This window comes from Rhizobium sp. 62_C5_N11_2 (genome assembly GCF_051811185.1).
GTDB lineage: Bacteria > Pseudomonadota > Alphaproteobacteria > Rhizobiales > Rhizobiaceae > Rhizobium > Rhizobium leguminosarum.
On sequence record NZ_JBPWPW010000001.1, the window covers coordinates 225,821 to 238,299 of the forward strand.

Here is a 12,479-nt window from a genome sequence, read left to right on the forward strand (position 1 = left end):
GGGAGGAAACCCAATGACCTACACCAATTTCACGCTCGAAACCGACGCCGATGGCATCGCTCTCGTCACCTGGGACATGCCCGGCAAATCGATGAACGTCTTCACCGCCGAGGTGATGGCCGAACTCGACGCCATCATCGACGCCACGACCGCTGATGCTTCCGTCAAAGGTGTCGTCTTCACCTCCGGCAAATCCTCCTTCTCCGGCGGCGCCGATCTGTCGATGATCAAATCGATGTTCAGCTCCTATCAGGAGGAGAAGGCAAAGAGCCCAGAGACAGCGGTGCAGAACCTCTTCGGCCTGGTCGGCCGCATGAGCGGCCTGTTCCGCAAACTCGAAACATCGGGCAAGCCCTGGGTGTCCGCCATCAACGGCACCTGCATGGGCGGCGCCTTCGAACTGTCGCTTGCCTGCCATGGCCGTGTCGCCTCCAATGCCAAGAGCGTCAAGATTGCACTGCCCGAGGTGAAGGTCGGCATCTTCCCCGGCGCCGGCGGCACGCAGCGTGTGCCGCGGTTGGCGAACGCCCAGGATGCGCTGCAGATGATGACGACGGGCCAGTCGCTGACCGGCTCCCGCGCCAAGGCGATGAACCTCGTGCATCAGGTGGTCGAGCCGGATCAGCTCATCCCGGCCGCCAAGCAGATGATCAAGGATGGCCTGAAGCCGGTCGCCCCCTGGGACGAGAAGGGCTTCAAGGCGCCTGGCGGCGGCATCTGGACGCCGGCCTCCGCCCAGCTCTGGCCGGCGGCGCCTGCGATCCTGCGCAGGGAAACATCGGGCAATTATCCGGCAGCGCTTGCCATCCTGAAATGCGTCTACGAAGGCCTGCAGGTGCCGTTCGACACCGGTCTGAAGATCGAGCAGCGTTATTTCACCGAGGTGCTCCAGACCCGTGAAGCCTTCTCGATGATCCGTTCGCTGTTCATCTCCATGCAGGAGCTCGGCAAGGGCGCCCGCCGCCCGGCAGGTCACGCGAAGACCGAGCTGAAACATATCGGCGTCGTCGGCGCCGGCTTCATGGGCGCCTCGATCGCCTATGTCACCGCCGCCGCCGGCATTCCCGTGACGTTGATCGACCGCGACATCGAAGCGGCGACCAAGGGCAAGGCCGTCTCGGAAGGCCTGGTCAAGGATTCGGTCGGTAAGGGGCGTCTTACGCAGGATGAAGCGGCCGCACTGCTCTCCCGCATCACGCCCTCGGCCGACTATGCCGACCTCGCCAATGCCGATCTCGTCATCGAGGCGGTGTTCGAGGATCGCGAGGTGAAGAAAGCGGTCATCGAGGCGGTCGAAGCCGTGCTGCCCGACGGCGCGATCTTCGCCTCCAATACCTCGACCCTGCCGATATCGGGTCTCGCCAAGAATTCGAAACGCCCGGCCGATTTCATCGGCATCCACTTCTTCTCGCCTGTCGAGAAGATGATGCTGACTGAGGTCATCCTCGGAAGCGACACCGGCGACAAGGCGCTGGCCGTCGCTCTTGATTATGTCGCAGCCATCAAGAAGACGCCGATCGTCGTCAACGACACCCGCGGCTTCTTCGTCAATCGCTGCGTGCTGCGCTACATGTCGGAAAGCTACGACATGCTGATCGAGGGTGTGCCGCCTGTGATGATCGAGAATGCCGCCAAGATGGCCGGCATGCCGGTTGGCCCCCTGGCGCTCAACGACGAGGTCGCCATCGACCTCTCGCTGAAAATCCTCAAGGCGACGGTCGCCGATCTCGGCGAAAAAGCCATCGACCCCAAGCATATGGAACTCATCTCCCGCATGGTGGAAAAGGAAGGTCGCTTCGGCCGCAAGACTTCCAAGGGCTTCTACGACTATCCACCGAAACCGGCGAAGAAGTCCCTCTGGCCCGACCTCAAGACCTTCTACCCGCAGAAGCAGGCGGATGAGGTTGACGTCAACGTCCTGAAGCAACGCTTCCTCGTGACCATTGCGCTGGAAGCCGCCCGCACCGTGGAGGAAGGCATCGTCACCGATCCGCGCGAAGCGGATGTCGGTTCGATCCTGGGCTTTGGCTTCGCGCCCTACACCGGCGGAGCGCTGAGCTATATCGACGGGATGGGTGCGAAGGCTTTCGTGGAACTGGCTGAGAAGTTAGCAAGTACTTACGGAAATCACTTCAAGCCGACGCCACTGCTGAAGGACATGGCCGCCAAGGGCGAGACCTTTTACGGTCGGTTCGACCCCTATGCGAAGGTGGGGAAGGCGGCTTAGGCCGCCTTTTGAGCTGTGCCGCTCTTGCCGGGTTTCAAATGTTGAATGGGGCAGGGGGTGACGGCAATCCGTAATCGCCAAGCAACACACGCCTCGCTGTCACCCGGATCGGACCGCCCATGCAACCATCCACCGACATCCTCGCCTTCGCCGATCCATTGGAGTGGGAATCCTGGCTTTGCGTGCATCACGCAGCATCGACCGGCGCCTGGCTGAAGATCGGTAAGAAAAATCCGAAACGAACTCTCATCACCATCGATGAGGCGCTGGATGTGGCGCTCTGTTACGGCTGGATTGACAGCCAACGCAAGGGGTTTGACTCGAACTCCTACCTGCAGCGTTATTCGCCCCGGCGCGCCAAAAGTCCGTGGTCCAAGCTCAATGTCGATCGGGTCACAGCACTCGCGGAAACCGGGCGCATGCGGCCCGCGGGGCTTGCCGAAGTCGCTGCCGCCAAAGCCGACGGACGCTGGGCTGTCGCCTACGCTCCACAACGCGATGCCGGCCTACCGGACGATCTGGCGGCGGCGCTCGCTGAGAACGCTGCCGCTGGCGCTGCCTTTGCTCGGCTCGACAAGACCGGCCAATATGCAATCGTCCTGCCACTCCTGAAGGCAACGAGCCCGGAAGTGCGGGTCGCCCGCCTCGGCAAGGCGATCACCAGGTTGGCGCAGGCCGAATAGACGGTATTTCAGTTTCTGAAAAAAACCTCGCCCCCGGTTTTCCGCGCCACGCGGCAGGGCAAGACCTGTCCGCAGTGTCTGAAACGTCACCGATTTCCCTTGGTGCGGCCTTGTCACGGACACAATTTCCGATTACATATCCGCGCATCGATCTTGCTAGATGAACTTTGAAACGGCCTCGCGTCGTTCCTGGCGAACTTCCTCCAAAATCGGTTTTCATCGCCGCTCGGCATTTGTCCGAGCTGCATTCTTCTATGAACGATTCGAAAAGGATATCGTCATGAGCACAGGTACCGTAAAGTGGTTCAACGCAACCAAGGGCTTCGGCTTCATTCAGCCGGATGACGGCGCGGCCGACGTTTTCGTCCACATCTCCGCCGTTGAACGCGCTGGCATGCGCGATCTCAAGGATGGCCAGAAGCTGTCTTACGAGCTCGTCCGCGACAACAAGTCCGGCAAGATGTCGGCAGACCGCCTCCAGGCGGCCTGAGCCTTCAAGGCTTTGAATATCATCTCCGGATCGTGACCACGGATGTACTGGCACGGTTCGTTGAGATAGCAGGGAAGGTCGGGTTAACCCGGCCTTTTTTTGTGTCTGGCAGGCGGATGCCGTGCCTTATCCGCTCGGTTTCCCAAGACATGCCGTGGTGAGTTATTCAGCCGCGGGACGCCTCATCCGCCTCCAGCATCTCCATGACCCGCGCCATCACCGCCCGCGCCGCATCGAGTTCGGCTGACGTGAAGGCGCCGCCCAGCCCGTCGGCCCATCCGGCTTGCGCGATCTCGATGACGCCGAGCCGCGCCGCCCCTTCTTCCGTCAGCCGCACCAGCTTGGCGCGCTGGTGCTGCGGATTGTCGGCATAGGCGATCAGCCCTTCACCCTCCAGTACATCGGCGAGCCGCTGCACGCCCTGGCGGGCGACGCCGAGCGCACGGGCGATCTGCGCCACCGACATGTTGCCGCGCCGCGCCGCGGCCAGCACCTGCCAGCGCGCGCTCGTCTGTCCTGCCGGCTTTGCCAAATGGTCGCCCGCCGCCGTCAGATGGCCGGCGAGGCGAAGGGCGGTGATCGCGAAAGCGGAAAAGGCGTCTCCCCCCATCGTCCGCTCCGGTCGATTTTGTTTGACAACATGTTGTCGATTTTGTATCTCATCCATAATGACAACATATTGTCATATCTGAAGACTGAAGGCAACGCCGAAGGAGGAGAGCGCCGTGAAGAAAACTTACAGAGGAAGCTGCCATTGCGGCAAAGTGCACTATGAGGTGGACATGGACCTCGACGAGGGCACCGGCCGCTGCAATTGTTCGATCTGCGCCAAACGGCGCTATTGGGGCGCCAACGTCAAGCCGGAGGATTTCCGGCTGATGTGCGACCAGGCGGAAACGGCCGACTATCAGTTCAACACCAGGAGCGGCCATCACCGCTTCTGCCGCACCTGCGGTGTATCAGCCTATGGCGACGGTTATGTCGAAGCGATCGGTGGCGCCTATGTCTCGATCAACATCGCCTGCCTTGACGATATCAGCCCGGAGGAACTGGCAGCACTGCCTGTCCGTTACTCCGACGGCAGGCACGATGCCTGGTGGAACGAACCGGCGGTGACGAGTTATCTTTGAAGCAATTCCAGCAAAGCTGCGCAGCAGTCTTGCTGGAATTGCGCAAACGGAAATGCATCCCTGTCGGATCGTCCTCCTCCCCTTCGTCCTCTGTCCATAACGGAGAAGGAGAACGACCGTGAAAGATGAAGCGAATGCCAGGATCGAGGAAGAGGCGATCATCGCCATGCTGATGATGCGGGCCAAGGCGCTGGGTGAGAAGAACGCCAGCGACGCGCTTTCCTATGAGGCCGAGGATTCCGTCGAATTTTCGCTGGCGCCGCCGCTCGTCCATTACGGCCAGGACGAGGCGGGTCTGCAAGCCTGGTTCGATACGTGGGAAGGCCCGATCGGCGGCGAGGTGCGCGATGCCAGACTGACGGCCGGAGAGGATGTCGCTTTCTGGAGCGGCCTCATGCGCATGACCGGGACCAAGACCGATGGCACCGAGGTCGATCTCTGGTTCCGCCAGACCCTCGGTCTCGTCAAGCAGGACGGCCGCTGGTTGGTTGCCCACCAGCACGCCTCGGTGCCCTTCGCCATGGATGGCAGCGGCCGGGCGCTGCTTGATCTGAAGCCGTGAACTGCGTCCTCAGGCAGCGCTCTCCGCCACCCTGCGCCGGTCGGCGCGAATGCTCATCATCCCGACGCCCATCAACAGCAGGATCGCCGTCGCATAGATATCGGTCGTCAGCGCGTAGCCGGCCGATTTTGCCAGGAACCCGGCCAGGATCGCCGGCAGGCTGAAGGCGAGGTAGCTCTGGACGTAGAAGGCCGACAGCAGCCCGGCCCGCTCATCCGGTTTGGCGAGCGGCATGATCGTGCCGATCGAACCGAGGAAATTGGTGCCGAAACCGGCGCCGGTAAAAATCGTGCCGATCAGCAGCAACGGCACATTGGCGAGATGTACGCCGGCAACGACCGTCAGGATGCCGAGCGTCTTGGCCGATACGCCGAAAGCCAGATTGGCCGAGGCCGTCTTGCTGCGCCTCAGATAGACGGCGATTGCTCCGCTCACCATCAGCGCGGTGACCACGGACCCGCCGGTCAGCGGCGCCCGGCTGCCGGTCGTGGTGGCGACCAAGGACGGGACCAGCGAGAGATAGAAGCCGGCAAGCGTCCAGTTGGCGATGTTGATCGGCGTCACCAGCGACAGCGGTCGCTTCACCTGCGGCGGAACGGTGACCCGCGGTATCAGCGAGCCGAGCGCGCCCGGTCGCGTGCCGCCGGTCTCGCCGATCAGCCAGATGGCGGCCGCCTGCAGCGTGAAGGCGACGAGCAGCAAGGCATAGACCAGATGCATCGGGAAGGGGCCGTATTGGATCAAGGCGCTGGTGCCGACCGCACCCACCGCCATGCCGGAAAGCGGCGCGATCGAGTTGACGATCTGTCCCTTTGCCCGGTCGACATCGACGAGCGCTGCTCCGAGCGAGGCGCCGGCGATTCCCGTTGCCAGTCCCTGCACGATCCGTGCTGCGATCAGCCAGCCGGGACCGCTGGCGACAACGAAGAGTGCCATGGCGACGATTTCGAGCACGAGGGCGAAAAAGATCACCGGCTTGCGGCCGAGATGATCCGAGATCGAACCGGCGGTCAGCAGCGCCGCCAGCAGCGCGAAGGCGTAGACCGCAAAGATCACCGTGATCAGCACCGGCGAGACGGAAAAGTTTTCCTGATAAATCCGGTAGAGCGGCGTCGGCGCCGCGGAGGCGCCGAAGAAGGTCGCGAGCGTCAGCGCATGAAAGCCGATCGAGGGGCGTGGCGAATTCTCGGTGGATTTGGCTGCGGCGAACATATATAAGCCCCTTAAAGCTAAGCCGTTGCGTTAGCTTATGTAGAGCTGGCGCCTCATAAAAGCAAATTATTTGCGTTAATAGTTCTATCAAAGATTTTGAACCAACGGTGTCAAGGGGCGAAAGTCGGGTTGCAGGCATGACAGTCAAAGAGAACCTCCGTCCGGGCGGCAGAAGCGCCCGGGTTCAGGCATCGGTGCACAAAGCAGTCCGTGAGCTGCTGGCGGAGATGAGCCGCGCCGAGGTGACGATCCCGCTGATCGCCGGCAAGGCGGGGGTGACGCCGTCGACCATCTATCGCCGCTGGGGCGACCTGCAACAGCTTCTCGCCGATGTCGCCGTCGATCGGCTGCGGCCGGATATGCAGCCGATCGATGCCGGCAGCGGCAAGGCCGATCTGGAAGCTTGGGCCGAGCAATATGCCGAGGAAATGTCCTCCGGCCCGGGCCGCGAGATGATCCGCGACGTATTGGCGGCGCAAGCGAGCGCAAATGCCTGTAGATGCGCTGAATTTACCCGCCAGCAGGTCGGTCTCATCGCCGAGAGGGCGAAGGCCCGCGGCGAGGCCTTTCCGGATGTCGAGCGCCTCATGGATCAGGTCGTGGCGCCGATCATGTACCGCATCCTGTTCGGCGATGTGCCGGATGCAGCGCGCGTGCGCAATCTCGTCTCGCGCGTCATGGGCGCGGCGCTTTAAGCGTGTCTTTTACTCTGCGGCTGCACGCTTGAGGCCGGAAATCTGGGTGATATAGGCGCGCAGCGCCGCCGGCCGCACCGGCTTGTGCTGAACGGCGATGCCGTACCGCTCGGCCTCGCTGCGCACCTCCGGCGTGCGGTCGGCCGTGATCAGCAAAGCGGGGATATCGGCGCCGAACTGCCGGCGCAGGTGCAGGATGGCGGCAATGCCGGTGCCGTCGCCGAGATGATAATCGGCGATGACGATATCAGGCGCTCCCTCCTGGCCATCGACGGCGGTGACGTCGGCGAGGCAATCCAGCGCCTCCACCTCGCAGCCCCAGCCGCTGATCAACAGCCGCATGCCTTCGAGGATCTTCGGCTCATTGTCGATGCAGAGGATCTTCAACCCGCTCAGCGGCTGCCCCGCACGGTCGGTAGGCGTAACCGTTGCTGCAGCCGCGGCCGGGCGCGAGACGTCGAGCGGCATGGCGATGCGGAATTGCGTGCCCTTGCCATGCGTCGACTGCAGCTCGACCGGATGGTTGAGCACGCGGGCGATGCGGTCGACGATCGAAAGGCCGAGCCCGAGGCCGGCGGCGGTTTTCGCGCCTTCGTCCAGCCGCGCGAATTCCTTGAACACCGTGCGGAATTTCGACGGCGGAATGCCGATGCCAGAATCGATCACCTGGATGATCACCTGGTTGCCGTGCCGCCGCGCCCCGACCAGCACCTTGCCTGAGATCGTGTATTTGATGGCGTTGGAAACCAGGTTCTGCACCAGCCGGCGCAGAAGATTGGGGTCGGAGCGGACCCTGAGCGACGTCGGCATCACCACCAGCTTCAGCTGCTTTTCGCGGGCGATCGGGGCGAAATCGGTCTGGATACGCTCCAGCAGGTCGGAGAGCGCGACGGAGGCGAGCCGCGGCCGCATGGCGCCGGTATCGAGCCTGGAGATATCGAGCACCGCCCCGAGAATGGTCTCGACCGATTCCAGCGCGGAATCGATGTTGCGGACGATCGGACTGTTCTCGGATTGCGCCATGCGTTCGACCAGTGCCGAGGAATAGAGCCTGGCGGCATTGAGCGGCTGCAGGATATCGTGGCCGGCGGCGGCGAAAAAGCGTGTCTTGCCGATATTCGCCTCGTCAGCGGCGGCGCGCGCCTCGCCGAGTTCGCGGTTGACCCGGGTTAGCTCGGCCGTGCGTTCGGCGACGCGCTGTTCCAGCGTTTCATTCGCCTGTTTCAGTGCCTGGTCGGCGCTGACGCGCTGGGTGATATCGGTGAAGGTGGCGACGATGCCCTTGTCCGGCATCGCGTTGGAGCGCACCTCAATGATCCGCTCGCCGCCGCCGAGCACCAGTGAAAAGGGTTTGTCGAGCGTCAGGAAATGCCGCACCGTCTGGCTGAGATCGCCGGGCGCGATGTCGCCGCGCTGGCTGAGCGTGGTGACGATATCGGACAAGGGGAAACCGACCTGGCCCGCACTTTCCGGCAGATCCAGCAATTGCCGGAAGCGCCGGTTCCAGATCGTCAGCCGGTTGGAACTGTCGAAGACGGCAATGCCCTGGTCCATCTGCGATAGTGCCGTCTGCAGCATGTCCTGGTTATATTGCAGCGCCTCGCTTGCCTGATCGAGCAGCCAGGCCGTGTCGGAAGAGGCATCCTCGATCTTCTGCAGGATCAACGACAGCACCAGCCGGGCCGAGGACGAGCCGATGGCGCTGCCGAGCAGCTGTTCGCTGAAATGGATGAGCGCCATGTCGGCCGGCTGCTCGTCCTCCAGCTTGCGGCCGGAGCCTTGTTCGTAAGTCGTGAACGAGCGCTGCATGCGTTCTTCGCCGAGATAGCGTGAGATCGCCGCCTTGAGATCGCCGACGCTGATGCGGGTCTTCCAGCCGCGTGTGGCAAATTGCGAGCGCGAATGCCGCTTGACGAAGATGCCGGCCTGAATGCGTTCCAGCGGCTTGGCGTTGCGGGTGAGCGAGCCGACGACGAAGAAGGCGGTGTTGACGAGCAGGCTCATCGCCGTCGCATTGACCAGCGGATCGGCGTCGGCTGCGGTGAATAGCGAGGTCCCGGGAAAGATGAAGCCGAGCACGGCGCTCGCCACATACGAATAATCAGGCCCGCCGAGCGAGGGCAGGAACAGCAGGTAGACCCAGATGACGAAGCCGGAGGTCAGTCCGAGGATCGCGCCGCGCGCGTTTGCCCGTCGCCAGATCAGCCCGCCGAACAGCGCTGGGGCGATTTGCGCGATGGCGGCAAAGGAAAGAAGGCCGATCGAGGCAAGGCCTGCGGTGCTGTCGGTCGAACGGTAATAGGCGTAGCCGAAAAGCAGCACGGCGAAAATGGCGCTGCGGCGGATATTGAGCAGCGTCTTGGCAAAATCGTCGCGCTGGCTGGCGCGGCCGGCGAGTTTGCGCCTGAGGAAGATCGGCATGATGATGTCGTTCGACACCATGATCGACAGCGCGACGGAATCGACGATGACCATTGCCGTTGCGGCGGAGAAACCGCCGATGAAGATGATCAGCGAAATGACGGGCATCTGGCCGGCAAGCGGCAGCGACAGCATGTAGAAATCGGCATTGCCGGTGCCGCCGAAGGTCAAGAGCCCGCCGATCGCTACCGGCAGCACGAAGAGATTGATTGATATGAGATAGGTGGGAAACAGGAAGCCTGCGAGTTTCAGCTGTTTCGGGGTTCGGTTTTCGACAACCGTCACGTGGAATTGCCGCGGCAGCAGGATGATCGCGAAAGCCGACAAGATGATCAGGGTGATCCAGCGGCTGATCGGCGTATGGTAGCTGAGCGCCGACATGACCAGCTCATTGTCGACGGTCTTGCGCCAGAGATCAGTCGGGCCATCGAAGAGAAACCAGATGACGCAGACGCCCGCCGTCAGGAAGGCGACGAGCTTGACGACGGATTCCATCGAGACGGCGAGGATCAGCCCATCTTGATGCTCCGTTGCATCCGTATGCCGCGTGCCGAACATGATGGCGAAGCAGGCAAGCACCAGCGTTGCGACGAGCGGCAGGTCGAGGAAATAGAGATTGCCGCTGCCGATGCCGTAATCGGACGGATTGACCATGGCGCTGACCGTGCTCGAGATCGCCTTGAGCTGCAGCGCGATATAAGGAATGGCGCCGATCAGCGAGATCAGGGCGACGATCGTGGCAACCGTCGGGTTCTTGCCGTAGCGGGCGGCGACGAAATCGGCAACCGAGGTGAGCTTCTCCGCCTTGGCGAGCTCGATGATGCGGCGAAGCAGCGGCATGCCGAGCGTGAAGACCAGGATGGGGCCGATATAGATGCCGGCAAATTCCAGGCCGCGCTGCGCCGCAAGCCCGACGCTGCCGAAATAGGTCCAGGAGGTGCAGTAGATCGCAAGGCTCAGCGCATAGACCACCGGCCATCCGCCTTCCAGCGTGCCGGGGCCGCGGTCGAGCGTGCTCGGGCTGCGGTTCTTGCGGTCGCCATAGCTCGCCACGGCGAAAAGCAGGAGCAGATAGCCGAAGGCAGACGCGAATATGACCCAGCCTGGAAGCATTGACCCTCCGCCGGCGGAAAACCCGCCGGGACCTCCCGCAACGTGGGTCAGCTTAAGTTATTTCAAGCACTTTGAGAATTCCCGCCGGTCTAGGCCTTAAGTCAAAGACCGCACGGGGTATCCCCAAATAATTGCGATTGCCGATTGATTAATTGCAATGAAGATGTAGCTAGTAAAAACAATTGTATCAAAGGGAGACGGATCCGATGCTCAATGAGTTTAAGGCCTTTATCGCCCGCGGCAATGTCATGGATCTTGCAGTCGGCGTCATCATCGGCGGCGCCTTCGGTGGCATCGTCAAATCTTTGGTGGATGACCTCATTATGCCGATCGTCGGCGCCATTTTCGGCGGTTTCGATTTTTCGAATTACTTTCTCCCACTGTCGTCGGCCGTCAACGCACAGTCGCTCGCCGCCGCCCGCGAGCAGGGAGCGGTGTTTGCCTATGGCAGTTTCCTCACCGTGCTCATCAACTTCCTCATTCTCGCCTGGATCATCTTCCTGATGGTCAAGGGCGTAAACACCCTGCGTGCCCAGGTCGAGCGCCAGGAAAAGGTGGCACCGGAAGAGCTGCCAGCGCCGCCGGCAGACGTTCAGCTGCTGACGGAAATCCGCGATCTTCTCGCCACGCGCCCGACGGCTTGATCCGGGCTGGAGCCCGTTCGTTCCGGCCGGGCTCAATCATCACGAAAATAGATATGCCATCACTGGATGTCATGGGATTTGCCGGCGCAAATCCGCTATGAAGGCGGAAACCGGAGATATGCATGTCGATCGTGAGCAGCCTCAGCCCGCGCGCCGTAGCGGCGCCCGAAAGCGGGATCGTCGAAGTCGTCAATTATGCCCGTGGCCGCGAAGGTCTGCTGCCGCTCTGGGTGGGTGAAGGCGATCTGCCGACGCCCGATTTCATCAGCAGGGCGGCGATGGACGCGCTGGCCGCCGGCGAGACCTTCTACACCTGGCAGCGCGGCATTCCGGAGCTTCGCCAGGCGCTTTCGGATTATTACACCAGACATTTCGGAATCCGGCTTCCGATCGAGCATTTCTACGTCACCGGTTCCGGCATGCAGGCGATCCAGATCGCCGTGCAGGCGCTGACCTCGCCGGGTGACGAACTGGTTTACCTCTCGCCTTCCTGGCCGAATATCGCCGCCGCTCTCGAAATATCCGGTGCGCGCTCCGTCGGTGTTGAGCTGCAGTTCGAAGGCGGTAAATGGGTGGTCGACCTTGACCGCATCGAAACCGCGATCACGCCGAAGACCAAGGGCATCTTCATCAACACGCCGTCGAACCCGACGGGTTGGACGGCCACGAAACAGGACCTTGTCGACATCCTGGCGCTTGCCCGCAGGCACGACCTCTGGATCATGGCGGATGAAATCTATGCCCGCTACTATTTTGCCGGTGGCCGCGCGCCCTCTTTCCTCGATGTGATGGAGCCTGATGACAAGATCATCTTCGTCAATTCCTTCTCGAAGAACTGGTCGATGACCGGCTGGCGCGTCGGCTGGATTGTCGCACCCCCTGAGATGGGACAGGTGCTCGAAAACCTCATCCAATATTCGACATCGGGCGTGGCGCAGTTCATGCAAAAGGGCGCCGTTGCAGCCCTTGATCAAGGCGACGATTTCGTCGCTGCCAATATCGCCAAGGCGGCCCGCTCCCGCGATATTCTCTGCGATGCGCTGATCGCCACCAACCGGGTCGAGACGTTGAAGCCGGACGGCGCGATCTACGCCTTCCTGAAGATCGACGGCGTCGCCGACAGCCGCAAAGCAGCGCTCGACATCGTCGACAAGACAGGCGTTGGCCTTGCCCCCGGAACGGCCTTCGGCAGAGGCGGCGAACTCTTCCTGCGCGCCTGTTTCCTGCGTGACCCCACGCAGGTAGCGACCGCAGCCGAGCGTCTCTGCGACTATATCCTCAAGCTCTGAGAAGCACTGGCCG

The 12,479-nt window shown here is 62.2% G+C and carries 11 protein-coding genes; 8 read left to right on the forward strand and 3 right to left on the reverse strand.

Going from position 1 to position 12,479, the window contains the following annotated elements:
• The first annotated feature begins 13 nt into the window (after positions 1 to 13).
• The 3 genes from AB8B31_RS01185 (at position 14) to AB8B31_RS01195 (ending at position 3,400) form a co-directional block, all read left to right on the forward strand.
• Positions 14 to 2,227, forward strand: coding sequence for a 3-hydroxyacyl-CoA dehydrogenase NAD-binding domain-containing protein (locus AB8B31_RS01185; RefSeq protein WP_439007340.1), 2,214 nt, complete (start codon positions 14 to 16; stop codon positions 2,225 to 2,227).
• A gap of 119 nt (positions 2,228 to 2,346) precedes the next feature.
• Complete coding sequence (locus AB8B31_RS01190; RefSeq protein ID WP_028731540.1) at positions 2,347 to 2,910, forward strand: YdeI/OmpD-associated family protein; 564 nt, start codon at positions 2,347 to 2,349, stop codon at positions 2,908 to 2,910.
• Between the two features lie 280 nt (positions 2,911 to 3,190).
• Positions 3,191 to 3,400 (forward strand): cold-shock protein, encoded by a 210-nt coding sequence (locus tag AB8B31_RS01195; protein ID WP_003545273.1) that lies wholly within the window; start codon positions 3,191 to 3,193, stop codon positions 3,398 to 3,400.
• A 166-nt stretch (positions 3,401 to 3,566) separates the two neighbouring features.
• Here the strand turns inward: AB8B31_RS01195 and AB8B31_RS01200 are convergent, their stop codons facing one another.
• Positions 3,567 to 4,067 carry a MarR family winged helix-turn-helix transcriptional regulator gene (locus tag AB8B31_RS01200; RefSeq protein ID WP_028731539.1) on the reverse strand — a complete coding sequence of 167 codons (501 nt, stop codon included), beginning with the start codon at positions 4,065 to 4,067 and terminating at the stop codon, positions 3,567 to 3,569.
• 58 nt (positions 4,068 to 4,125) lie between these two features.
• Here AB8B31_RS01200 and AB8B31_RS01205 point away from each other — a divergent pair, with 58 nt between their 5' ends.
• Both AB8B31_RS01205 and AB8B31_RS01210 read left to right on the forward strand, forming a co-directional pair.
• A complete protein-coding gene (locus AB8B31_RS01205) occupies positions 4,126 to 4,530 on the forward strand; it encodes a GFA family protein (RefSeq protein ID WP_028731538.1) in 405 nt (134 codons plus the stop codon).
• A gap of 118 nt (positions 4,531 to 4,648) precedes the next feature.
• Positions 4,649 to 5,092, forward strand: coding sequence for a YybH family protein (locus AB8B31_RS01210; RefSeq protein ID WP_028731537.1), 444 nt, complete (start codon positions 4,649 to 4,651; stop codon positions 5,090 to 5,092).
• 9 nt (positions 5,093 to 5,101) lie between these two features.
• Here AB8B31_RS01210 and AB8B31_RS01215 read toward each other — a convergent pair whose 3' ends face one another.
• Positions 5,102 to 6,304 (reverse strand): MFS transporter, encoded by a 1,203-nt coding sequence (locus tag AB8B31_RS01215; protein WP_028731536.1) that lies wholly within the window; start codon positions 6,302 to 6,304, stop codon positions 5,102 to 5,104.
• 137 nt (positions 6,305 to 6,441) lie between these two features.
• Here AB8B31_RS01215 and AB8B31_RS01220 point away from each other — a divergent pair, with 137 nt between their 5' ends.
• Positions 6,442 to 6,999 (forward strand): TetR/AcrR family transcriptional regulator, encoded by a 558-nt coding sequence (locus AB8B31_RS01220; protein ID WP_130813281.1) that lies wholly within the window; start codon positions 6,442 to 6,444, stop codon positions 6,997 to 6,999.
• A 9-nt stretch (positions 7,000 to 7,008) separates the two neighbouring features.
• Here AB8B31_RS01220 and AB8B31_RS01225 read toward each other — a convergent pair whose 3' ends face one another.
• Positions 7,009 to 10,533, reverse strand: coding sequence for a hybrid sensor histidine kinase/response regulator (locus tag AB8B31_RS01225; RefSeq protein ID WP_131702169.1), 3,525 nt, complete (start codon positions 10,531 to 10,533; stop codon positions 7,009 to 7,011).
• A gap of 206 nt (positions 10,534 to 10,739) precedes the next feature.
• Here AB8B31_RS01225 and mscL point away from each other — a divergent pair, with 206 nt between their 5' ends.
• Both mscL and AB8B31_RS01235 read left to right on the forward strand, forming a co-directional pair.
• Positions 10,740 to 11,177 (forward strand): large conductance mechanosensitive channel protein MscL, encoded by a 438-nt coding sequence (gene mscL, locus AB8B31_RS01230; RefSeq protein ID WP_012755977.1) that lies wholly within the window; start codon positions 10,740 to 10,742, stop codon positions 11,175 to 11,177.
• 122 nt (positions 11,178 to 11,299) lie between these two features.
• Entirely contained in the window at positions 11,300 to 12,466 is a 1,167-nt protein-coding gene (locus tag AB8B31_RS01235) for a pyridoxal phosphate-dependent aminotransferase (protein WP_028731533.1), read from the forward strand.
• Positions 12,467 to 12,479 lie beyond the last annotated feature (13 nt).